Genomic DNA, 24,750 nt, shown 5'->3' with positions numbered 1-24,750 from the left:
TAATTATTAACTTTGGGGCCAGAACCAAAATTATCAACTCGTTGCAGCGCTGCACGCTGTGCCGGCAGGCTGCGATGCATCAACACGTTATCAAAAGAAAAAGTATGAACAGACTACACATTATCACAGCGCTGGCAGTTGCCGTGGCATGTCTCTTCCCGTCGGGCTCGCAAGCCGTCGAGACGGTGAGCTCGCCAAGCGGCACAATCAGGCTCGCCTTCGACGTCAAGGGCGGTGGCGTACCTGTGTATCAAGTGTTTTTCAAAAACAAGACGGCCATCAAGGAGAGCCGCCTGGGGCTGGAACTCGACAGCGAGAACGCCAGCCACCAGTTCTACGAGTCGGGCTCGGGCAGCGAGCATGTCGACAAGTCGTCGCTCTACAACGGCTTCACGCTGGCCAAGGCCGAGACATCGACCCACGACGAGACGTGGCGCCCCGTGTGGGGCGAGGAGAGCTCGATACGCAACCACTACAACGAGCTGGCCGTGACACTCAACCAGGCCAAAAACGACCGCTATATCGTGATACGCTTCCGCGTCTACGACGACGGCGTGGGCCTGCGCTACGAGTTCCCGCAGCAGAAGAACCTGAACTACTTTGTCATCAAGGAAGAGCACACCCAGTTTGCCATGACGGGCGACCACATGGCCTGGTGGATACCCGGCGACTACGACACCCAGGAATATGAGTACACCCGCAGCCGCCTGAGCCAGATACGCAGCCTCTTCGACAAGGCGGTGACGCCCAACAGCTCGCAGCACCAGTTCAGCAAGACCGGCGTGCAGACCTCGCTGCAGATGAAGACCGACGACGGGCTCTACATCAACCTGCACGAGGCCGCCCTGCTCGACTACTCGTGCATGAGCCTGAACCTCGACGACAAGAACATGATATTTGAGTCGTGGCTCACCCCCGACGCCCAGGGCAAGAAGGGCTACATGCAGACGCCCTGCCACTCGCCCTGGCGCACGATACAGATTGCCGACGACGCCCGCGACATCCTGGCCTCGCGCCTGATACTGAACCTGAACGAGCCTTGCAAGATTGAAGACACCAGCTGGATACACCCCGTGAAATACATGGGCGTGTGGTGGGAAATGATCACCGGCAAGAGCACATGGTCCTATACCAATGCCGTGAACAGCGTGAAACTGGGCATCACCGACTACAGCAAGCTCCAGCCCAACCACACCCACGGCGCCAACAATGCCAACGTGCGCCGCTACATCGACTTTGCCGCTGCCAACGGCTTCGACGAGCTCCTCATCGAGGGCTGGAACGAGGGCTGGGAAGACTGGTTTGGCAACAGCAAGGACTATGTGTTTGACTTTGTCACGCCCTACCCCGACTTCGACTTGAAGGCCCTCAACGACTATGCCCACAGCAAGGGCATCAAGCTCATGATGCACCACGAGACCTCGTCGAGCGTGCGCAACTACGAGCGCCATCTCGACACGGCCTACACCTTGATGAACCGCTACGGCTACGACGCCGTCAAGAGCGGCTATGTGGGCAACATCATTCCCCGCGGTGAGTACCACTACGGCCAGTGGATGGTCAACCACTACCACTATGCCGTGACCGAGGCTGCCAAGCACCACATCATGGTCAACGGCCACGAGGCCGTGCGCCCCACCGGCCTGTGCCGCACCTGGCCCAACATGGTGGGCAACGAGAGCGCCCGCGGCACCGAGTACCAGGCCTTTGGCGGCACCCAGCCCGGCCACACCGCCATTTTGCCGTTCACCCGGTTGCAAGGCGGCCCCATGGACTACACGCCCGGCATCTTTGAGATGGACCTGAGCACGTTTACAAGCAACAAGAGCAAGGTGCTGAGCACCCTGTGCGGCCAGCTGGCCCTCTACGTCACCCTCTACAGCCCGCTGCAGATGGCCGCCGACATGCCCGAGCACTACGAGAAATACCGCGACGCCTTCCAGTTTATCAAGGATGTTGCCGTCGACTGGGACAAGAGCCTCTATCTCGAGGCCGAGCCCATGGAATACATCACCATCGCCCGCAAGGCCAAGAACAGCGACGACTGGTATGTGGGCAACGTGACGGGCAAGAGCGACTTCAACTCGACCGTGGCCCTCAACTTCCTCGACAAGGGTCGCCAGTATGAGGCCACCATCTATGCCGACGGGCCCAAGGCCAACTACCTGACCAACCCGCAGAGCTACACCGTGACGCGCAAGAAGGTGAACGCCAAGACCGTGCTCAAGCTGCACTCGGTGGCCGGCGGCGGCTATGCCATAAGCATCAAGCCGCTGAAATAGCCCGCACGGCACACACTACACGCACACTACAGCAAGGCCACGACACCCGCACCCCCATGGCAGTGCACCGGTGCCGTGGCCTTCTGCTTGAAGGGGGGGGTGGCGCGGCCTGCTTGAGTGTGGTATTTTTTTGCTATCTTTGCAACCTTGAAAATAGAAATAGATTGTTGTGGAATTAAAAGAATTATGTGATATTTTCAACAACAAGGCACGAGTGGCAGCCATCAAGAAAATGCTTGCTGGCACGCGCAACCGTGTCGTGTCGATCGACGGCCTGGCCGGTTCGGCCTCGTCGATGCTTCTTGCCCGCATGCCACGTCTGGGCAGCCCCTATCTCATCGTGGCCAACGACCTCGACGAGGCCGGCTACATCTACAACGACTTGTGCCAAATCAACGGCGAGCAGCAGGTGCTCATCTTCCCGTCGGGCTACAAGCGCGACATCAAGTACGGTCAAGTCGACGCTCCCAGTGCCATCTTGCGTACCGAGGTGCTCAACCAGTGGTACTGCAACGATGAGTTGCGCTGCGTGGTGACCTACCCCGAGGCGCTTGCCGAGAAGGTGGCCTCGCGCCAGGTGATCGACAACACCACCATCACGCTGCAGGTGGGCGCCACCGTCGACCTCACCGAGACCAGCAAGCGGCTGCGCGAGTTTGGCTTCCAAGAGGTAGACTACGTGTACGAGCCCGGGCAATTCAGCGTGCGCGGCAGCATCCTCGACGTGTATAGCTACAGCAACGAGCTGCCCTACCGCATCGACTTCTTCGGCGACGAAATCGACAGTATACGCACCTTCAACGTGGAAACCCAGCTGAGCGACTCCCGCATCGAGAGCGTGTCGCTGGTCAACAGCAATGCCAGCGACATCGACAGCGGCACCTCGCTGCTCGAGTACATCCAGCCCGAGACGGTGCTCGCCTGCCGCGACGTGGAGTGGCTCAGGAGCCGCGTCAAGGCCATAAGCGAGGAAACGCTCTCGCAAAATGCCCTGGTGGCCGACGAGGGCGACCCCGAAGCCATGAAAAAGGTGGTCGACGTGCCTCGTTTCCTGGCCAGCCTCGACAGCTTCAGGCGCATCGACCTGGGCTATGGCGAGAGCGCCAGCAAGGCCGATGCACGGCTGCGCCTGCACTGCAGCCCGCAAGGCATATTCCACAAGAATTTCGACCTCATCAGCCAGTCGTTCAACGACTTCCTGGGCAAGGGCTACAAAATCATGATCTTGAGCGACTCGCCCAAGCAGATCGAGCGCCTGCGCGCCATCTTCGACGACCGCAACGACCACATCCAGTTCACCCCCGTCGACAAGACCCTGCACGAGGGCTTTGTCGACGACGACTTGAAGCTGTGTGTATTCACCGACCATCAAATCTTTGACCGCTTCCACAAGTACAGCCTCAAGAGCGACCGTGCCCGCAGCGGCAAGCTGGCCCTCTCCCTTAAGGAGCTCAACTCGATCGAGGTGGGCGACTACATCGTGCACGAAGACCACGGCATAGGCAAGTTTGGCGGCTTGGTGCGCACCAAGATCAACGGCACCATGCAGGAGATGATAAAGCTGGTGTATCTCAACGGCGACATCATCTTTGTCTCGATACACGCCCTGCACAAGCTCTCCAAGTACCGCGGAAAGGAGGGCGCGGAACCGCGTCTGAGCAAGCTGGGCAGCGGCGCCTGGAACAAGATGAAGTCGCGCACCAAGAGCAAGCTTAAGGACATCGCCCGCGACCTGATCAAGCTCTATGCCCAGCGCCGCGAGCAGAAGGGTTTCGCCTTCAGTCCCGACGGCTACCTGCAACAGGAGCTCGAGGCCTCGTTCATCTATGAGGACACCCCCGACCAGCTCAAGGCCACACAGGCCGTGAAAGCCGACATGGAGAAACCGCGGCCCATGGACCGGCTGGTGTGCGGCGATGTGGGCTTCGGCAAGACCGAGGTGGCCATCAGGGCGGCCTTCAAGGCGGCTGTCGACGGCAAGCAGACCGCCGTGCTCGTGCCCACTACCGTGCTCGCCTTCCAGCACTTCCGCACCTTCGGCGAGCGGCTCAAGGACTTTCCCGTCACCGTCGACTACCTGAGCCGCGCCCGCAAGCCCAAAGAGGTGAAACAGGTGCTTGCCGACCTGGCCTCGGGCAAAATCGACATCATCATAGGCACCCACAAGCTCATAGGCAAGCGGGTGAAATTTCACGACCTGGGGCTGCTCGTGGTCGACGAGGAGCAGAAGTTTGGCGTCGCCACCAAGGAGAAGCTCAAGCAGCTCAAGACCAACGTCGACACCCTGACCATGAGTGCCACCCCCATACCGCGCACCCTGCAATTCTCGCTCATGGGCGCCCGCGACCTGAGCGCCATCAACACCCCGCCGGCCAACCGCTACCCCATTCTCACCTCGGTCAACACGCTCGACGACGACATCGTGAGCGAGGCCATCAACTTCGAGCTCTCGCGCAACGGGCAGATATTCTTTGTTAACAACCGCATCGAGCAGCTGCCCACCCTCGAAAACATGATACACCGCGTGGTGCCCGACGCCCGGGTGGTGGTGGGCCACGGCCAGATGCCGCCCGAGGAGCTCGAGAAGCGCATCCTGGCCTTCAGCAACCACGAGTACGACGTGCTGCTCTCCACCACAATCATCGAGAGCGGCATCGACATGCCCAACGTGAACACCATCATCATCAACAATGCCCAGAACTACGGGCTGAGCGACCTGCACCAGCTGCGCGGCCGCGTGGGGCGCAGCAACCGCAAGGCCTTCTGCTACCTGATGGTGCCGCCTGGCCGGCCGCTCACGCCCGTGGCACGCCGGCGCCTGCAAGCCATCGAGAGCTTCAGCGACCTGGGATCGGGCATACACATCGCCATGCAAGACCTCGACATACGCGGTGCCGGCAACTTGCTGGGAGCCGAACAAAGCGGTTTCATCGCCGATTTGGGCTATGAAACCTACCAAAAGATATTGAAAGAGGCCGTACTGGAGCTGAAAACCGAGGAATTTGCCGATACTTTCGCCCAGCAAGAGGCCGAATCATCGCAGATTTCGGGCGAAGAAACCGAGTATGTGAGCGATTGCACCATCGATACCGACCTCGAGCTCATGTTCCCTGCAAGCTATGTGGCCCAGGAGAGCGAGCGCATAGCGCTCTACCGCGAGCTCGACGGCATGGAGAGCGACAAGCAGGTAGAAGACTTCGAGGCGCGGCTGCGCGACCGTTTTGGTCCCATTCCCGATGTGGGCAAAGAGCTCATACGCATTGTGCCGCTGCGCCATGCCGCACGCACCCTGGGCATCGAGAAAATCGCACTCAAGCAGGGTCAAATGTATCTCTATTTTGTGGGCAGCGAGAATGTGGCCTACTACCAGTCGAAGGCTTTCGGGCGCATCTTGAGCTACTTGCAGCACAATCCCAAGCGCTGCAAGATACGCGAAGTGAACGGCAAGCGCAGTTTCCGCATCGACGAGGTGACCACTGTGCTGCAGGCACTCGACATCCTCAAGACGATGCAAGCCATGCCCGTGAGCTGACACGTGCCCACCACTGCGCGTGGCTAAGTAGTGGGCACAACCGACCAGTAGAGAGGCACGAGGTCGGGAGGTGTCTCACGGCCAGGCAGCCACTTGTCGGGGGCAACGACGATTTTATCGGGATTGGCATTGAGCCAGGCGGCCCACCAGCTCACAAGTGTGTTGCACACGATGTGATGGCTGGCATGGTACAGATAGGGCAGCAACGACGTCTCTTTGTCGGCCGGGTAGCCCACAATCTCGTGCTTGGCACCCTGAAAGTCGATGTGGGCCCTCACCCAGTCGACATGTGTGGTGAACACATAGAAGTGGGCCTGCCGCTCGCTGGCCAGCACACTGGCAATGGCCCAGTTGTAGTAGTCGGGGGTGCAGGTGCAACTCTTGCTGCCGGGGTTGTGCACGTGCACGCTCACGGCCTTGCCCTGGCTCAGCATGTTCACCATTTTGCGCGATTGCTCGGGCAGCACCCTGGCAGGCACCGAGAAGGCGTCGCGTATCTCGGTAGCCACAGTCTGAAAGTATTGCTCCGACAGCCAGCGGCCATCGAAGTAAGTGTCGGTTTTATCGAATATTTCCTTGTTGTAGCGCCAGCCTTCGGGCTCCTTGAAGACGATTCCATCGGTCTTTTTGAACTTTGAGAAAAGGCGGCTCTTGAGGTTGCCGCGGCCGTAGCGGGCCAGCTGCTCGGGCGTGGCCTTCAAGAAATAGGGCAAGCGAAACAGCGACTGTATCCACTTGCCGTCGGGCACATCGAGGCGGGCCTGGTCGTCGTGGGTGTGCAGGGCCAGGTAGAAGGCATACTGAAACATTTGCTCGGCTGTGGTGCCGTTGATTCTTACGATATTCATCTTCTTCTTTCTTGCATGAGAGTGATTGGGCCAGGCTAAAACCACAGGTTGAAGCGCTCGGGCTGCAACTTGGGCGTGGCCACGATAATTCCGATTTTTTCGTTGGTGAAACTCTGCCCCGCGTGCACATACCGCTCACACGAGGCCCAGAGCTGTTTCAACTGCTTGTCTTTATTTAAGTTGCGCATCACGATAATGCCCTTGTCGTCGAGTATTGTATACAGAAATTGCTCGATTGCTTTGTAGGCATTTCCGTCGGTTATCTCGTTGACGAGCACAAAGGGCGGCTGGTCGTGCTGCAAGGCATGGCAATAGGCAGCAATGGCACTGCCCGCGTCGCTGTGCACGTGGATGCGGTTCATGTAGGGCTGCAGCACGTGGCTGGCAAGCGGCCGCGAACCCAAGAGGGGCTCGCACAAGCACAACTGTGCGGCGCTCGAGGGCAGCAGCACGGTCACGGCAGTGACGCCGTGGTTGGTGCCAAACTGCAGAATGTGGCGCGGAGCGAAGTAGTTCACGATGCGAAACAGCATCTTGGCGTTGCTCAGCGATATCACGTGGGCGTGATGCAGGCGGTGCATGCCAGCCTCGACCACTACGCGCCGGGTTGCCTCGATCACGGCATAGCCATAGTAGGGCAGCCGCTCGCCCAGCACGTTGCACACAAAGTTGAATGCAAAGGGCGAGTGAATGCCGAAGCCGGCACTGCGGTGGTGCCGGCTCAAGGCTGTGCGTAGACGGTGGATGCGCCCCATGATGTGCGCGTTATTGCTTATCGGGTGTTTCTGCCACCGACTGGCGGCGCCACCGGACCACATTGGCGCCCACGGCCAGCAGCACCAGCACAAAGATAGCCACGATGGCGCCGGTGGCGATGCCGTCGGTCTTGCTCACCTCGACAGGCTTGAAGGTCATCACAATGGTGTGGTCGCCAGCCGGCACTTGCATGGCGCGCAACACATAGTTGACGCGCCCTATCGAGACGGGCTTGCCGTCGATAGTGGCCGTCCAGCCCCAGGGGAAGTATATCTCGCTGAACACGGCCACGCCTCCCTTGGCACTGTGGCTGCGGTACTTGAGCTCATTGGGCGCATAGCTGGTCTCGACGATGGTGTCGCCAGCCGTTACAGACCGGGCCTGCCCCAAGACATTGGCAAAGCGCTGGTCGGCCACGGCACTGGTGCGGGGGTTGAAATGGTCGAGATAGGCCATCTCCTTGTCGGCATTGGGCACATACACGAGCGAATCGACCATCCATGCGTTGCCGCAGGCTGCAGGATTGGTGATCACCGTCTTGTCGTCGACCTTGATATACTTGGTGTTGAGCATGTTCCACACGCCCATCTTTTCAAACTCGATACCCGTGGGCCCTTGCGGAATGTTGAGCTGGCCGCCCCGGGTGAGCTGGCGGTCGATGAGGTCGTTGTAGCGAGCCAACTTGGCCGGGTGGTAGCCGCCCACGGTCTTGTGATAGTAGGACGGAGTGGCCGACATGAAATTCTGCACATCGAGCACGCGGTAGTTGGACTTGTCTTTCAATATCTGCTTGTCGGCTTGCGTGGCCGGGATTTGCACAGCCGGGATGTCGTCTTTGGCCACAAACGACTCTGAATCGATGTAGCGCTTGTTGACCAGGAACATGTCGACCAGCACCACTGCAGCGATGGTCAGCACGGGCACTGCGACACTGGTCTTGAACCAGCCCTTGAGATAGGCGTAGCACACCGCAAAGCCCACGACGATGAAGCCAAGCGACCGCCAGGCGTCGCTGCTCACCAGCGACAGCCTTATGGCCTTGATGCTCGAGCGCAACGTGACTGGCTCCTGGCCGCCCAGCTGCTGGGCAATGCCTTGCAGCGTGCCCTGGTCGTTCTTGGGCAGGTTGCCAAACAGGCTGGGCACCAAGGCAAAGAGCAGGCACAGGCCGCCCGTGATGCCAAACGCGGTATAGAACGCCCACTTGTGCCGGGTCAGGAAATCCTTGTCGCTAAACATCTTGCAGGTGCCCAGCACGGCAAGCAGCGGCATGGTAAACTCGGCAATGACGAGGATGCTCGACGGTGTTCTGAACTTGTTGTAGAGCGGGAAATAGTCGACAAAAAGATCGGTGAAACCGGTGAAATTTCCGCCCCACGACAGCAGTATCGAGAGGATGGTGACTGCAAGCAGGGCCCACTTGACGGGGCCGGTGACCACGATGCAGCCCAGCAGGAAGAGGGCGCAGATGAGGGCGCCCACATAGACGGGGCCGTTGGTCATGGGCTGGTCGCCGAAGTACTGGGTGAAGTATTGCATGCACTGCTGAGCGATCTGGCCGTCCTGGCCGTCGAAGTCGCCTTTCTCCTGCATCGACTCAAACTTCGACGTCTTGTCGAGGGTCATGGGCACACTCACAATCTTGGCAGGGTTGTTCTCGTCGCGGGTGGGCTTCATCGAGGCGCCGCCTTTCACGTTGGGCACCATCAGGGTGAGGGTCTCGCCCTTGCCGTAGCTCCACATGTTGATGTAGTCCTTGTTGAGGCCGCCGTTGCCGGCAGTCTCGCTCTGCTTCTTCTGGCCCTTGACGGGTGTGAGGTCGCTGTGGCCGCCCCGCATGGTCTCCTTGGCATACTTGTTGCTCAAGTACAGGTTGGGCGCGTTGGCAGCGATGGCCAGGCCGCCGGCCACGGCCAGTGCAAGTGTTGCCACGGCCCAGGCCGAGAGGCGTTTCTCACCTATTGCCTTGCACAGGTAGCCAATGGCCAGGGCGGCAATGATGAAGCCCGAGTAGTAGGTCATCTGCACATGGTTGGACATGAGCTGCAGGGCGGCAAAGAGTGCCGTGAGGGCAGCTCCGCTCAGCCACTTGCCGCGGTAGCACATCACCACGCCCGCAATGGTGGGCGGAATGTAGCACAGGGTGAGCAGCTTCCAGATGTGGCCAGCCCCCATGATGATGAAGAAATAGCTCGAGAACGCGTAGCCCACGGCACCCAGCACGGCATAGTACCACTTCAGGTCGAAGGCCAGCATGAGAATGTAGAAACCGAGCATGAGCATAAACAGCCAGCTCACATAGTCGGGCACCCCCAGTATCTTGAGCGAGTAGACACTGGCCACCTTGCTCAGTATCGAGCTGCTGCTGTAGCTGGGCGAGATTTGAAATGTGGGCATGCCGCCGAAGAGGGCATCGGTCCAGCGGGTCACATCGCCGGTCTTCTCGTGATAGACGGCGGCCTCGTGGCCGTTGGCCATGCCAGCCGTCATGTCGTCTTGCTGCATCACGTCGCCGTTGAAATCGTTGGGCGCGAAGTATATCCAAGATATTACAAAAAACACGAGCACCGAGACCACAAAGGCGATGAGATTTTTCTCCTTCACTATGCCAAATAGGCTTTTGTTATGATTGCTTTTCATTTATGTGAGTTTGATTTTTTCAGAATTTTGTCCCAAAATTACACAAATTCCTAAAACTACACAACGTTGTGCCGCTTTACTGCCGTTACAGGTCTCGTCGCCACCAGCCCGTCAAGCGCAGGCGACACAGACCGAAACGAGTTAAATAAAGATAATTTTACATAATTTAATATAAATTTTTAACAAAACAAATAAGGCCAAGAAGCACAATGTCCCCCACAATGTTGCATGATTGCAAAAAAGTAGCTACCTTTGCAACGCAATTCAGACGAGGGGGCCTCCTTAAGGTTCTCTCATTTTTATATTATTACGAAGCTACACGAGAATGATTGACAAGCAACAACTTGCTCAAGTGATAAACGAGGCCCTGGCCGGCACGGGGCTGTTTCTGGTCGAGGTGAAGGTGAGCAGCGACAATGTGATCGACGTGGCCATCGACAGCATGGGCGACGTGACCATCGACGACTGCGTGATGGTGAACGACAAGGTGCTGGCCGCATTTGACCGCGACAAGGGCGAGGACTATGAGCTCACCGTGGGCAGCTACGGCATAGGCGAGCCTTTCAAGGTGCGACAGCACTACCTCAAGAATGTGGGCGGCCCCGTCGAGGTGCTCACCAAGGCAGGTGTCAAGCTCAAGGGCACACTCAAGGACGCCGGCGACAACGGCTTCACCCTGACCGTGACCCAGAAGGTGAAACCCGAAGGCAAGAAGCGTCCCGAGCTGGTTGAGACCGACATGAGCCTGGCTTACGACGAAATAAAATACACTAAAAATATAATCCTAAAATCCGCAACTATCATCCAATACACGATTAAGGGTAGATTTATGAGTCGTTAGTAGCAGCTTTCAGTAAAAAGCAACAGCACAACATCAATATGTAGCCACCATCCCCTTACCCCACGATGCGACTTGAGGTAATACGCAGATTCAAACCGGAAAGAAAGGATTCTTATCCGAATTCTGTTTTGAAGGGTTTTGCATAAGCTCGGTTCTCTGTGTAGATATTCAGCACGTATTGCCTTGCAGTCATGATCCACTTGGCAGGTACGGAGATGAATCTGAAGACAAAAGCCTTTATGCGACTCGTTTTCTTGAGCCCAAAAGCCTTGGTGTCAAGCCTGCTCATGATGGTCTTGTAGAAATTGTGTATCAATGCAGTAAGCAGAAGAAAGACAGTATTCTCCGCCATGAATGACTTGGGGAGCCTGCTCCAACCGAATCCGTTGTTCATGTCGTCAAAGATACGTTCCTTGCCGCCACGCAGATTGTAGAATTCAACAATGTCCCTTGTCGATGACTTGTAATCGTTGGTCAGAATACAACGGTAAGTGTATTCGCCTTCCCACAGGTCAAGGTCGCCACTGTTGCGTCTTTGTCTCTGGATGACAAGACGATAGCACTTGCCTTCCCATTTCTCAACGAGAATGGAATTGAGTTCGAACTGGATGCCGTTAATCTCCTCCGTCTTCCATCCTCTCAGAGCAAAGATGTCATTGTAGAGCGAACTGCATCGGTTGGCACGGATGTAGAAATGTTTGCAATGCTTCTCTATCTCACTGACGATTTCCTTCGAGCAGGAACCGCAGTCTGCCCTGAAGCGATTTACACGGATGTTCTGGGATTCCAGAAGAGCGAAGAATCTCTTATGGGTGTCTGCCTGATGAAAACGCACATTCGTGTTACCATCGCTGTTCTCGATATAGACTATCTTGTCACCGATAACATATACGCCAGGCCTGTAGCCGAGGAACTTTTTGTAGGTCGGTTTTGCATCATACTTCTCCGTTTCAAGGAACTGATGGTCAAAGTCAACATCGTATTCCTCAATTTCCTTCAACTCGCCTGTAGAAACCAAAGCGTTTATAAGCAATGTGTTGAGTTTGTCTGCAGTATTGAAATCATAGGTCTTGCCTTGGTCGGAAGTATAGGAGATGTTTTCCTGTGTCAGTTCCTTGATGGCTCTGAGGATGGTATCAGAGCTGCATGTACGAAGGGTAGGATGATACGAGAGATGGCGCATCAGTTGTGACGTTACGTCTTCCACGCATGAGCCGCCACAGAAATAAACGCTCATCAGCGAACGGACTATCTCGCTGAACTGATATCCGAAGATACTGCTGCATCTCTGACCCAGTGTTGAGTCGATAACGGGTGAAAGCATGGAGTCAAATTTCTCCATGATTGAAAAAATTCCTCCAAAAGGTGTGAGTTTCTCAGATTTAATTTGTATTTTTGCCATGTCATATTAGAGTTTTGCTTGTTTTCTTTTTGCAACACTAAGATAAGTGAAAATTCTGACATGGCAAAATCCTGGGCAACTTTTTGTTGCTCAGGAACTTATAAATAAAGTTAAATTATAGTGTTGCGGAATTAAGGATAATTACAGTTTAAACAAAACTATGGCTGCAAAGAAACAAGAAGAAACTGTCGACATGGCCGACAGATTTGCCGAATTCAAGGAACTCAAGAATATCGACAAGACCACGATGATAAGCGTCCTGGAGGAATCGTTTCGCAGCGTGCTGGCCAAGATGTTCGGCACCGACGAGAATTTCGACGTCATCATGAACCCCGACAAGGGCGACTGCGAGATTTACCAGAACCTCGAGATCGTGAACGACGGCGAGGTTGAGAACCCCAACAGGCAGATAGGCCTCACCGACGCCCGCAACGACAAGGACAACCCCGACCCCGACTGCGAGGTGGGCGAGGACCACACGCGCAAGATCGACTTTGCCTCATTTGGCCGCCGCGCCATTCTGAACCTGCGCCAGACGCTGGCCAGCAAGATCCTCGACCTGCAGAAGGATGCCGTCTACACCAAGTTCAAGGACATGGAGGGCGAGCTCGTGAGCGGCGAGGTCTACCAGGTGTGGAAGCGCGAGGTGCTGCTGCTCGACGACGACAAAAACGAGCTGCTGCTGCCCAAAGACCAGCAGATACCCACCGACATCTACCGCAAGGGCGAGACCGTGCGCGCCGTGATCTACAACGTCGACAACAAGAACAACAACCCCAAGATCACTGTTTCACGCACCAGCGAGAACTTCCTGCGCCGCCTCTTCGAGCTTGAGGTGCCCGAGATACACGACGGCCTGATCGTGATACGCGCCGTGGCCCGCATACCCGGCGAGCGTGCCAAGATTGCAGTCGAGAGCTACGACGACCGCATCGATCCCGTGGGCGCATGCGTGGGCGTGAAGGGCGCCCGCATACACGGCATCGTGCGCGAGTTGCGCAACGAGAACATCGACGTGATCAACTACACGAGCAACCCGCAGCTCTTCATACAGCGTGCCTTGAGCCCGGCCAAGATCTCGTCGATACGCCTCGACGAGGAAGGCAAGCACGCCGAGGTGTTTCTGCACCCCGACGAGGTGTCGCTGGCCATAGGCAAGGGCGGCCTCAACATCAAGCTGGCCTCGATGCTCACCGGCTACCAAATCGACGTGTACCGCGACCTCGAGTCGGAAGGCGAGGAAGACATCTATCTCGACGAGTTCAAGGACGAAATCGACGACTGGGTGATCGAGGCGTTGAAGAACATGGGCTGCGCCACGGCCAAGGCAGTGCTGCGCACGCCGCGCCAGGAGCTCATCGACAAGGCCGACCTCGAGGAAGGCACCGTCGACAACGTGCTTGCCGTGCTCAAGGCCGAATTTGAGGACTAGGAGGCCGCAGCTACGCGCTGCTTGCGCGCCCCCCATTCAGAATCGCGCACTCGCACACACTTAGTTTTCATTTCGGCCAGCGACGGTCGATTTCTTCAACAATATTAAATAGAAAAATAACGTAGTTTTTATGCGTATAAAAATAAGCAAAGTAGTAAAAGATTTAAACGTTGGCCTACAGACCATCAAGGATTTTCTCAACAAAAAGAACATCGACGTCGACACCAGCAGCCCTAACGCGCGTGTCGACGAGGACGTGTACGCCCTGCTCGTGAAAGAGTTCAAGCCCGACATGGAGCAAAAGCTCAAGTCGGAGAACTTCACCAGCGAGCGGCAGAAGGAGAAAGCCAAGATTTCGGCCGCCATGGCAGCCGAGACTGCAGCCAAGGAAGAGACCCACAAGGTTGAAGAAATCAAGACCGAGGTCGAAATCAAGAAGCCCAAGGTACTGGGGAAGATTGACCTGAGCACTGCCGGCAAGCCCAAGCCCGCTCATGCAGCCCAGCCCAAGCCACAGCCAGCCCCCGAGGCCATCAAACCCGAAGTAAAAGCCGAAGCCAAACCCGAGCCCAAGGTCGAAGTCAAGCCCGAGCCCAAGGTCGAGAAACCCGCGGCACCCGCCCCAAAGACCGAGGCACAGCAGCCCAAGCAGCCCAAGCCCAAGCAGCCCGAAGCAGCCAAGGCCGCCGAGCCCGAGAAGCCTGCTGCCGCAGCGCCTGCCCCCAAGCCCGAGAAGAAAGACCCCGAGATATTTGAATATGGCACCCCCGTGCTCAAAAACACCATCAATGTGGTGGGCAAGATCGACCTGAGCGCCATCAACCAGTCGACGCGCCCCAAGAAGAAAACCAAAGAGGAGCGCCGCAACGAGCGCTTGAGCAAGCAGGGCGGCCAGCAGGGCAACGGCGGCGAGGGCCGACGCAAGCGCAAGCGCATAGGCAAGGAGAAAATCGACATCGAGAAGAGCGCACAGCAGCTCTCGGGCAACGGCAACAACCGCAACAACGGCGGCAATGCCAATGCCGGCCAGGGCAGCAAGCGCAAAAAGAAAGAAAAACGCCCCTTCAAGGCCGAAGTCAACGAGGAAGACGTACAGCGCCAGGTGAAAGAGACGCTGGCACGGCTCCAAAACAAGCAGAGCAAGAAGAGCTCGAAGTGGCGTCGCGAGAAGCGCGAGGCCGTGCGTGAGGAGGAGCGCGAGGAACTCGCCCAGCAGGCTGCCGAGAAGAAGGTGCTCAAGCTCACCGAGTTTGTAACGGTTGCCGACCTGGCTGCCATGATGAACGTGCCGGTGAACAAGGTGATAGGCACCTGCATGAACCTGGGCGTGATGGTGTCGATCAACCAGCGTCTCGATGCCGAGATCATCAACATGGTGGCCGAGGAATTTGGTTTCAAGACCGAATATGAGAGCGCCGACGTGACTGAGCAAATCCAGGAGGAGGAAGACGATCCCAAGGACCTGGTGCAGCGCCCGCCCGTGGTGACGGTGATGGGTCACGTGGACCACGGCAAGACCTCGCTGCTCGACTATATACGCAAGTCGAACGTGATTGCCGGCGAGGCTGGCGGCATCACCCAGCACATAGGCGCCTACAACGTGAAGCTGCCCAACGGGCGTCGCATCACCTTCCTCGACACCCCTGGCCACGAGGCCTTCACGGCCATGCGTGCCCGCGGTGCCAAGGTCACCGATATCGTCATCGTGATTGTGGCTGCCGACGATGCCGTGATGCCGCAGACCGTCGAGGCCCTCAACCATGCCTCGGCAGCCGGCGTGCCCATTGTGTTTGCCATCAACAAGATTGACAAGCCCGGCGCCAACCCCGACAAAATCAAGGAGGAGCTGGCCAACATGAACTACCTCGTCGAGGAGTGGGGCGGCAAGTACCAGAGTCAGGACATCAGTGCCAAGAAGGGCACAGGCGTGCCCGAGCTCATGGAGAAGGTGCTGCTCGAGGCCGACCTGCTCGACCTCAAAGCCAACCCCAACCGCAAGGCCACCGGCTCGATCATCGAGTCGTCGCTCGACAAGGGCCGCGGCTACATCGCCACCGTGCTGGTCGACAACGGCACCCTGCGCAAGGGCGACATCGTGCTGGCCGGCACACACTATGGCAAGATCAAGGCCATGTTCAACGAGCGCAACATGCCCATCACCGAGGCCGGCCCGTCGTCGCCAGCCCTGATACTGGGCCTCAACGGCGCCCCCACAGCCGGCGACAAATTCAACGTGATGGACACCGACCAGGAGGCCCGCCAAATCGCCAACAAGCGCGAACAGCTGCAGCGTGAGCTCGGGCTGCGCACCCAGAAGCGTGTGACCCTCGAAGACATAGGCCGCCGCCGTGCACTGGGCGACTTCCACGAGCTCAACGTCATCGTCAAGGGCGATGTCGACGGCTCGATCGAGGCCCTGAGCGACTCGCTCATCAAGCTCTCCACCCCCGAGGTGCAGGTCAACGTCATCCACAAGGCCGTGGGTGCCATCACCGAGAGCGACGTGATTCTGGCTGCCGCCAGCGATGCCTACATCATCGGCTTCCAGGTGCGCCCCAACGCCGATGCCAAGCGCACGGCACAGCAAGAGGGTGTCGACATACGCATCTACTCTATCATCTACGACGCCATCGAAGAGGTGAAACAAGCCATGGAGGGCATGCTGGCTCCCGAAATCAAGGAGCAGGTGCTGGGCAGTGCAACCGTGAAGCAAGTGTACCACATCAGCAAGGTAGGCACCATCGCCGGCGCCATGGTCACCGAGGGCAAGCTCAAGGCCAAGTGCAAGGTGCGCTTGATACGCGACGGCATCGTGCGCCACACGGGCGAGCTCGCATCGCTCAAGCGCTTCAAGGACGACGCCAAGGAGGTGACCAACGGCTACGAGTGCGGCTTGAGCATAAAGTCGTACAACGACATCGAGCCTGGCGACATCATCGAAGCCTTCGAGGAAGTGGAGGTAGCCAAGACGCTGTAAAAAAACAAGAATTGCGCAGTGCAACCCTTGCGGCCGCCTGCCAGTCACACACACAATAGTGCGGCCCTTGTGGCCGTCTGGAACCAAAACCGGGCGGGCATGAGGGCCGCATTGCGTGACTATGTGTTTTTACAAAAAAATTGCAGCACAAAACTTGGTATATTGCCACCGAAATGGTAAATTTGCAACCACACAGACAAACACACAAACAAAATCACAAAAAAGTCACATCACAATCATGCACAACGACCACGACATCATCGCCCGCATCAAGTACATTATGAGTGAGCTGGGCTACAAGCAGAACACCCTGGCCAAGAAACTGGGCGTCGACAACTCCAACCTGTCGAAGTACCTCAACGGGCACCTGAGCATAAGCGATGCCCTGCTCAACCGCCTGGTGGTGAACCTGGGCGTATCCAAGGAGTGGCTGCTCACAGGCGGCGACGTGCCCTATGCCAAGCAGGCGGCAGCCGGGCCGCCCACAATCGTGGCACCGCAAGGCATCGAGTACAGCCTCGAGGGCACACCCGTCTACGACATCGACGTCACAGCCGGCAACGCGCCGCGTGCCCAGCTCTTTGCCGACGAGCACATCGTGGGCAGCATCAACCTGCCCGACCTGGCAGGCACCGGCAGCCGCATCGTGCGCGTGAGCGGCGACTCGATGACACCCGTGATAAGAAACGGCGACATGATTGCCGTGCGCGAGCTCTCGAGCACCCGCTACATCGTGTGGGGTCAAATCTATGTCATCTTGCTCGACGACTACCGGCTGGTAAAATACATACGCAAGAACCCCGACGCGCAGCTGGTGACCCTGCACAGCGAGAACCCCAACTACGACGACATCGACGTGCGGCGCGACGACATACGCGACCTGATGTATGTGCAGTCGATCATCCACATCGACAACCGCAACTGAGGCCGCCCGAAAAAAGGAGGAAAAGAAACATCATGGAGGAAAAAACATTTACCGCTACACTTGACAACGGCCTGCGGCTGGTGCACATCAAGAACGACGCCCTGGTGGGCTGGTGCGGCCTGGCTGTGAATGCCGGCAGCCGCGACGACGCACCGGGGCTGCAGGGACTGGCCCACTATGTAGAGCACACCATCTTCAAGGGCACCACCCACCGCCGTGCGTGGCACATACTGAACCGCATGGAGACCGTGGGCGGCGAGCTCAACGCCTATACCACCAAAGAGGGCACCATGCTCTACAGCACCTTCCCGAGCCGCCACCTGGAAAGGGCCGTCGAGCTGCTGGCCGACCTGGTCACTTGCTCGACCTTTCCGGCCGACGAGCTCGAGCGCGAGCGCGACGTGGTGCTCGAGGAGGTCGACAGCTACCGCGACACGCCCATCGAGGCCATCTACGACGACTTTGAGGACATGGTATTTGCCGGCAACCCAATGGGACACAACATCTTGGGCTGCGACGAGAGCATCGCGCGCATCGAGAGCGACGACTGCCTGCACTACATAAAGACACAATATGTGCCCGCCAACATGGCCTTTTTCTCGGTAGGGCCAGCCCAGCCTGACAAGGTATTTGCCCTGGCACAGAAGCACCTGGGCGCGATGCACCACCAGCTCGACCGGGCCCCGCGCCAGCAGCCGCCCGTGCTGGCGAGAGAGCACCGCGAGGTCGACATCGACTCGCACCAGAGCCACACGCTGGTGGGCGCGCGCGTGCCCAGTCTCTACGACGAGGGGCGCTATGCCCTGGCCTTGCTCAACAACATGCTGGGAGGCCCGGGCATGAACTCGCTGCTCAACGTGCAACTGCGCGAGCGCCGCGGGCTGGTCTACACGGTAGAGTCGTCGGTAGCCAGCTTCACCGATTGCGGGCTGGTCGAGATCTACTTCGGGTGCGAGTACAAGAGCGTGAAGCGCAGCCTCGACATCATCTTCAACACCATCGACGCGCTGGCCCAGGACCCTCTTGCCGAGAGGCGTCTCGAAGCCTGCAAGCGGCAATATTGCGGTCAGCTGGTGGTGGCCTCGAGCAACATCGAGTTCACTGCCATGAACGCCGGCAAGAGTCTGCTCTTCTGGGGCGAGGCGGGCGGCATCGAGCGCACCATCGAGCGCATAAAAGGCGTGACCGCGGCACAGCTGCAACAGGCAGCCCAGCTGCTCACCCGCGAGCGGTGCTCGATACTCACCTTCAAGTAGGCAGCTCGGAGCACACTTTTTTTTTCGGCCGTCGCACTTTTTTCTGTTTCTAAAATGCCAGTGTGTGCCTGCAAAGCTATAACTTTGCAATAGATTGACAAACAACCAGAACAATTGTGACCCGCACATGAACTCATCGGCCAAGGTCTATATAATCGTAGCACTCACATTCATCTTGCTGTTGCTGGCCTACTACCTGCCGCCCATAGCGATAGGGGGCTACAGCCTGCGGCAGGTCGACGTGTTGAGCGACATCGCGCCGGCTGCCCCCTCCAAGCCAGCCGCCACGACACCTGCACCACCTCGAGCCGAGCCACAGCGCAAGCCCTGGAAGGAAGAGTGGCCCGCAGGCGTGGTGCCCATCACCGACTACGGCGAGGACTCCACCCAGGGCATGAACCACTTCTACAGCCTGCTGCTCGACAAGAAGCTCGACAGGCCGGTGCGCATTGCCTACTACAGCGACTCGTTTGTCGAAGGCGACATCATGCTGGCCGACCTGCGCCACCTGCTGCAAGCCGAGTTTGGCGGCCAGGGCGTGGGCTGGGTCGACATGATGCCGGGCTTCAACGACCAGCGCCTCACCGTGCAGGAGAAGACCTCGGGGTGGACACGGCATGCTGTAGTCGACAAGAAAGACTTCAAGTCGTCGCTCATGGGTCCGTCGCAGGCCTACTACACCCTGGCCGCCGGCACTGCCAGCACCAGTGTCTACAATGTGGGCGCCAAGCAATACGCCTCGCAGTGGGAGCGCACAACCGTGTACTTGAAAGCCCCCCGTGGCGCGCAAGTGAGTGTGGAGGGGGCCGGCAGCAGCAGGCTCAACGCCAGCCCAAGGGTGCAAGAAGCCACATTTGCAGCTGGCCGCGACGGGCGTGCCCGCGTGCAGGTGAGCACCACGGTCGGCAGCGTCACGGCCTTTGGCATGGCGCTCGAGGGCAGGCGCGGCGTGGTGCTCGACAACCTGGGCATGCGCGGCATTCCAGGCTTCACAGTAGCCGACATCCCCGACGACAACCTGGCCGACTTTGCCCGCCTGCGGCCATGCGACCTCGTGGTGCTGCAATTTGGCCTCAACGCCCTCGAGACCTGCAAGAGCGACAAGTTCTGCAAGCACTACATGGCCTATTTCAAGCGAGCCATTGCCAAGTTTCGCCGCCACTACCCCGGCGTGTCGATACTCATTGTGGGCGTGAGCGACGCGCAGCAGCGCAGCGCCGGCGGCCTGCGCACCATGCCGCAGGTGGCCAAGCTCACAGCCTACCAGCAGCAGCTGGCCGCCAGCGAGAAAGCCGCCTTCATCTCGATGCAAGCCCTCATGGGCGGCGAGGGCAGCATGCAGCGCTATGTGGCCAAGGGCTGGGCCGAGAAAGACTACAAACACATCAATTACCGTGGCGGCGCCGCCGTGGCCCGCAACTTCTACATGTCGATAAAGGGCGGCCTCGACAACTACCGGCGCAAGAAAACGGCCGGCTACTAAACGCACCCTCACAACTCATGCACACGATATTGCAAAACATAGCCCGCCAGCTCACCTACGACCCGCACAACCCGCTCATCTTCAGCAGCGGCTTGTTTATGGTCCTATTTGTGGTCTTCACGCTGGTCTACTACCTGTTGCGCAACAAGCTCACGCCGCGCATCATATTTGTCACCCTGTTTTCCTACTACTTCTACTACAAGACCAGCGGCCTGTGCATGCTCCTGCTGAGCGGCATCACCACCACCGACTATCTCCTGGCCCGTGCCTTGGGCAAGAGCAGCAGCCAAGGGCGGCGGCGGGTGCTGCTCACGTTGAGCCTGGCCGTCGATCTGGGCCTGCTGTGCTACTTCAAGTATGCCAACTTCTTCGGGGCGAGCCTGGCTGCCATTGTGGGACACAACTTCCAGCCGTGGGACATTTTCCTGCCTGTGGGCATCAGCTTCTTCACCTTCCAGAGCATGAGCTACACCATCGACGTGTACCGCGGCCAGCTCAAGCCCCTCGACCGCTGGCTCGACTATGCCTTCTATGTGTCGTTTTTCCCGCAGCTGGTAGCCGGTCCCATCGTGCGCGCCCGCGACTTTGCCCCGCAAATTCACCGTCCCCTTGTCATCACCCGCCGCATGATAGCCGCGGGCATCTACTTCATCATCATCGGGCTGGTGAAGAAGTCGGTCATCAGCGACTATATCAGCCTCAACTTTGTAGACCGCATCTTCGACAACCCGCTGCGCTACACCGGTCTCGAGAACTTGTGCGGCCTGCTGGGCTACAGCATGCAGATATACTGCGACTTCTCGGGCTACAGCGACATGGCCATAGGCATCGCCCTGCTGCTGGGCTACCACTTCCCCACCAACTTCGACGCCCCCTACAAGAGCGAGAGCGTCACCGACTTCTGGCGGCGCTGGCACATCTCGCTCTCCACGTGGATACGCGACTATGTGTACATCTCGCTGGGCGGCAACCGCAAGGGCAAGCTGCGCACCCACGTCAACCTGATTGTGACCATGCTGCTGGCCGGGTTGTGGCACGGCGCAGGGTGGAACTTTGTGCTGTGGGGCGGGCTGCACGGCGTGGCCCTGTCTGGGCACAAGTGGTTGAGAGAAAACGTGTTTCGCCACGACCGCCACTACCACAGCCACGGCTGGAGGCGGGCAGGCGCCATCGCCCTCACCTTCACACTGGTGACCCTGCTGTGGATACCCTTCCGCAACCACAGCCTCGAGGCCGGGCAGCACATGCTGCACCAGATTGTATACAACTTTCACCCCGAGGTGGCGGCCGGCATGATTGCCGGCTACAAGTGGGTGTTTCTGCTCATCGTGCTGGGGTTTGCAGGGCACTGCTTCCCCCTCAAGTGGCAAAACCGGCTCATTGCGCGCCTGAGCATGTGCAACGTGGTCGCCGTGGCCGTGCTGCTGGCCGCGGTCATCTATCTCGTGTGCCAGGTCAAGAGCAGCGATATCCAGCCCTTCATCTACTTCCAGTTCTGAAAGCCGCCCAAGACCAGCACATGTCGAGGTGGCGGTACAGGGAAAAAAGAAATATTATTTGTACCTTTGCAGCCTGAACACAACGTAACACAGCCACCAAGATGATGAGAATAGATATACTGAGCGTGATGCCCGAGGCGCTCGACTCGCCGCTGCACTGCAGCATCCTGCAGCGGGCACAAGACAAGGGCCTGGTCGAGATACACGTGCACAACCTGCGCGACTGGTCGCTGCGCAAGCACCGCAAGGTCGACGACTACCCCTTCGGCGGCGAGGCCGGCATGGTGATGCAAATCGAGCCCGTGTACCGTTGCATCGAGGCGCTCAAGCAAGAGCGCGACTACGACGAGGTCATCTTCACCTCGCCCGACGGCGAGCAGCTGAGCCAGCCCATGGCCAACACGCTCTCACTGGCCCAGAACCTCATCATCCTGTGCGGCCACTACAAGGGCGTGGACTACCGCATACGCGAGCATCTGGTGACACGGGAAATCTCGATAGGCGACTATGTGCTCACTGGCGGCGAGCTGCCCGCAGCTGTGATAGCCGACAGCATCGTGCGCCTGCTGCCCGGCGCTATAGGCGACGAGCAGAGCGCGCTGAGCGACTCCTTCCAAGACGGCCTGCTCGAGGCACCCGTCTACACACGGCCGGCCGAGTTCAACGGCTGGACGGTGCCCGAGGTGCTGCTGAGCGGCAACGAGGCCAAGATCGTCGACTGGAAGATGCAGCAGGCCCTGGAGCGCACCCGGCGTCTCAGGCCAGGCCTGCTGAAGTGCTAATTCCAATTAGAAGTGCAAAACTCTGCGGTGCATTAAAACATGAAAAACACCGCGGAGGTTTGCCTTGCGGCTGGGGGCGCGAAGCCCCCAAAGAGCATTGGCGGATAACTTAAGCAATACAAAAAAAGAGGAGATCTTTCGTTCCCCTCCCTAAGATTAATTAATTTTGTATTGTGATGTATAAACAATTAACCTCGGAGCAAAGATACACAATAAGTGTGCTACTCCAAACGAAATTCTCACTTAGTTTCATAGCCGAGACTATTGGTGTGTCAGTAAGCACGGTTTCTCGTGAGCGAAGGCGTAATTCTAATGCTAAAGGCGTTTATGACGCACGTACGGCCGTATTGAAAGTCAAACGACGCAAGGCCAGGACACCTGGCAATCGCCGTATCGCTCCCTATGTACGCAGCCGTGTTTTTGAACTTATCCGTAAGGAGCAGTGGTCGCCGGAGGAAGTCGCCGGATGGCTTGGCAAGAAAGAGGGCATCACGGTGTCCAAGTCAACCATATACAACTGGATAGCGGCCCTTTCCCCACATTACGGGGACAACATCCGAAAGCACCTCAGGCATGGAGGCAGACCAAGGCAAAAGTCCTTGCTTACCACCAAGGCGCATATTCCCAACCGCCTCTCCATTGACGAAAGACCGGAAACGGACTATGGACAGACCATAGGAGACTGGGAGATGGACACCATCGTAGGAAAGGAAGGCAAAGGTGCCATCGTTACTCTGGTTGAGAGGAGGAGCTGCTTTATGCTCATGGAGAAACTCGATACGGGAAAGCAGGCCGTTCCACTGGCATATGCCGTGGTGAGACTCATACGGGAGAGCGGGTTGCCTGTAAGGTCGATAACGACAGACAACGGGCCGGAGTTTGCCGCACACGAAATCATTGCGAGGGAACTTAACACGAAAGTTTACTTCGCACATCCGTACTGCTCGTGGGAGAAGGGAGCTATCGAGAACATGAACGGGCTCATCAGGCAATATATTCCGAAGAAGACGGACTTTAGGGGAATTTCAAGGCTATATGTCAAGAGCATCATCGAAAAATTAAACAACAGGCCAAGAAAGAAAAACGGATTTCGAAAGCCCAAAGACATGATTAAAGAAAAATAGCGTAACTTTGCACTTGCTTCTGGAATCCGCCGAAGTGAACTCAAGGATTAAATATTGTGAAAAGCGTGCCTATTTGATTTTTTAGCTATAACTTTGACCTTCCAATAAGAAAAGGCACAGCTTGCACAAGCAACAAGACGCAGACAGACAGAGACAGAGACAATGATCGTTTTCGGCAAGGAATATCGTCGACCCAAGTGGATACCCAGGTGGCTGAGCATCCCGTTTGTCGTCTTTGCTGCCTTCATTCTCACGTTGCTCTTCTTCGGCGACAACAACTATGTCAAGATCTACCGCTACAAGCAGCAGATCAATCAACTCAAGACCGAGATCAAGGCCAACGAGGACTCGGCGGCCATCTACGATGCCAAGATACAGGAGCTGCACACCAACCGTGCCAAGCTCGAGCGCATCTCGCGCGAGAAATACGGCATGAAGCGCGAGAGCGAAGACGTGTATATCACCGATATTCCGTAGCTTGCGCCTCTCCGGCATGGTGTCGACACTCATTCACACATAATCATCACAAAATTACATGACTGAAGAAAAAAAGCAGATCACCCAAAACCTGATGCTCACCGTGGCCATGCTCATCCTGCTGGTGTGTGCCGCAGTGCCCATTCTCACCGAGTGGGACCCGGCAAGAATGAACTACATAAGATGGGCCTACGCCTTCGGGGCTGTGCTCGCCCTGGCCGAGCGGCTCACCGAGCGCTACAACGGCAGCAACGTGCGTCTCAGGCGCCTCGTGCGCATGGGCAAGGCCTCGGCCCTGTGCTACTGCGTGTCGGCCTTTTTCCTGCTGTGGCCGGCATTCTCCTCGACAGCCACCTACGACCGCCGCGACTGGCTGGCCTTCTTGCTGGCAGGCGCCGTGATACAAATCTACGCCTCGATCACCTACGAGTATGTGCTGAAAAAAGAGAAAAAATCGTCGCAAGAGCACGGCAACCGCAAGCAAGGCTGAGCCA

The 24,750-nt window shown here is 57.7% G+C and carries 17 protein-coding genes; 13 read left to right on the top strand and 4 right to left on the bottom strand.

Annotation, left to right across the window (positions count from 1 at the left end):
* Window positions 1-104: 104 nt before the first annotated feature.
* Together GF423_RS07880 and mfd are read left to right on the top strand one after the other, a co-directional pair.
* The gene (locus tag GF423_RS07880) at window positions 105-2,282 is read left to right on the top strand and encodes a glycoside hydrolase family 97 protein (protein WP_154327827.1); all 2,178 of its coding nucleotides are present in this window, start codon (window positions 105-107) and stop codon (window positions 2,280-2,282) included.
* 169 nt (window positions 2,283-2,451) lie between these two features.
* Window positions 2,452-5,814, top strand: a complete 3,363-nt coding sequence (gene mfd / locus GF423_RS07875; RefSeq protein WP_394367012.1) for a transcription-repair coupling factor — start codon at window positions 2,452-2,454, stop codon at window positions 5,812-5,814.
* 23 nt (window positions 5,815-5,837) lie between these two features.
* Here the strand turns inward: mfd and GF423_RS07870 are convergent, their stop codons facing one another.
* The 3 genes from GF423_RS07870 to GF423_RS07860 are packed head-to-tail and all read right to left on the bottom strand — an operon-like array spanning window position 5,838 to window position 10,058.
* On the bottom strand, window positions 5,838-6,662 hold the full coding sequence (locus tag GF423_RS07870; protein ID WP_154327826.1) for an alpha-1,2-fucosyltransferase: 825 nt from the start codon (window positions 6,660-6,662) through the stop codon (window positions 5,838-5,840).
* 35 nt (window positions 6,663-6,697) lie between these two features.
* Window positions 6,698-7,417, bottom strand: a complete 720-nt coding sequence (locus GF423_RS07865; protein WP_154327825.1) for a hypothetical protein — start codon at window positions 7,415-7,417, stop codon at window positions 6,698-6,700.
* A 10-nt stretch (window positions 7,418-7,427) separates the two neighbouring features.
* Window positions 7,428-10,058 carry a hypothetical protein gene (locus GF423_RS07860; RefSeq protein WP_154327824.1) on the bottom strand — a complete coding sequence of 877 codons (2,631 nt, stop codon included), beginning with the start codon at window positions 10,056-10,058 and terminating at the stop codon, window positions 7,428-7,430.
* Window positions 10,059-10,383: 325 nt separating this feature from the next.
* Here GF423_RS07860 and rimP point away from each other — a divergent pair, with 325 nt between their 5' ends.
* The gene (gene rimP, locus GF423_RS07855) at window positions 10,384-10,899 is read left to right on the top strand and encodes a ribosome assembly cofactor RimP (RefSeq protein ID WP_154327823.1); all 516 of its coding nucleotides are present in this window, start codon (window positions 10,384-10,386) and stop codon (window positions 10,897-10,899) included.
* A gap of 112 nt (window positions 10,900-11,011) precedes the next feature.
* Here the strand turns inward: rimP and GF423_RS07850 are convergent, their stop codons facing one another.
* Window positions 11,012-12,301: an IS1380-like element IS612 family transposase gene (locus GF423_RS07850; RefSeq protein WP_005814044.1), complete on the bottom strand. Its 1,290-nt coding sequence runs from the start codon at window positions 12,299-12,301 to the stop codon at window positions 11,012-11,014.
* A gap of 160 nt (window positions 12,302-12,461) precedes the next feature.
* Between GF423_RS07850 and nusA the strand changes: the two genes are divergently transcribed.
* The 10 genes from nusA to GF423_RS07800 all read left to right on the top strand — a co-directional run bounded on the left by nusA (window position 12,462) and on the right by GF423_RS07800 (window position 24,746).
* A complete protein-coding gene (gene nusA, locus GF423_RS07845) occupies window positions 12,462-13,733 on the top strand; it encodes a transcription termination factor NusA (RefSeq protein ID WP_154327822.1) in 1,272 nt (423 codons plus the stop codon).
* Window positions 13,734-13,863: 130 nt separating this feature from the next.
* Complete coding sequence (gene infB / locus GF423_RS07840) at window positions 13,864-16,710, top strand: translation initiation factor IF-2 (RefSeq protein ID WP_154327821.1); 2,847 nt, start codon at window positions 13,864-13,866, stop codon at window positions 16,708-16,710.
* 238 nt (window positions 16,711-16,948) lie between these two features.
* On the top strand, window positions 16,949-17,635 hold the full coding sequence (locus GF423_RS07835; RefSeq protein WP_154327820.1) for an XRE family transcriptional regulator: 687 nt from the start codon (window positions 16,949-16,951) through the stop codon (window positions 17,633-17,635).
* A gap of 32 nt (window positions 17,636-17,667) precedes the next feature.
* Window positions 17,668-18,891: a M16 family metallopeptidase gene (locus tag GF423_RS07830; protein ID WP_154327819.1), complete on the top strand. Its 1,224-nt coding sequence runs from the start codon at window positions 17,668-17,670 to the stop codon at window positions 18,889-18,891.
* A 94-nt stretch (window positions 18,892-18,985) separates the two neighbouring features.
* Entirely contained in the window at window positions 18,986-20,374 is a 1,389-nt protein-coding gene (locus tag GF423_RS07825) for a GDSL-type esterase/lipase family protein (RefSeq protein WP_154327818.1), read from the top strand.
* 26 nt (window positions 20,375-20,400) lie between these two features.
* A complete protein-coding gene (locus tag GF423_RS07820; RefSeq protein WP_154329016.1) occupies window positions 20,401-21,873 on the top strand; it encodes an MBOAT family O-acyltransferase in 1,473 nt (490 codons plus the stop codon).
* Window positions 21,874-21,977: 104 nt separating this feature from the next.
* Window positions 21,978-22,655, top strand: a complete 678-nt coding sequence (gene trmD, locus GF423_RS07815) for a tRNA (guanosine(37)-N1)-methyltransferase TrmD (protein ID WP_154329015.1) — start codon at window positions 21,978-21,980, stop codon at window positions 22,653-22,655.
* 176 nt (window positions 22,656-22,831) lie between these two features.
* Window positions 22,832-23,779 (top strand): IS30 family transposase, encoded by a 948-nt coding sequence (locus tag GF423_RS07810; RefSeq protein ID WP_154326857.1) that lies wholly within the window; start codon window positions 22,832-22,834, stop codon window positions 23,777-23,779.
* A gap of 162 nt (window positions 23,780-23,941) precedes the next feature.
* Window positions 23,942-24,256 (top strand): FtsB family cell division protein, encoded by a 315-nt coding sequence (locus GF423_RS07805; protein ID WP_154327817.1) that lies wholly within the window; start codon window positions 23,942-23,944, stop codon window positions 24,254-24,256.
* 58 nt (window positions 24,257-24,314) lie between these two features.
* Window positions 24,315-24,746: a hypothetical protein gene (locus GF423_RS07800; protein WP_154327816.1), complete on the top strand. Its 432-nt coding sequence runs from the start codon at window positions 24,315-24,317 to the stop codon at window positions 24,744-24,746.
* Window positions 24,747-24,750: the final 4 nt, after the last annotated feature.

Origin of the sequence: Sodaliphilus pleomorphus, assembly GCF_009676955.1 — a bacterium.
Lineage (GTDB): Bacteria > Bacteroidota > Bacteroidia > Bacteroidales > Muribaculaceae > Sodaliphilus > Sodaliphilus pleomorphus.
This window is presented reverse-complemented; position numbering and strand designations above follow the sequence as displayed.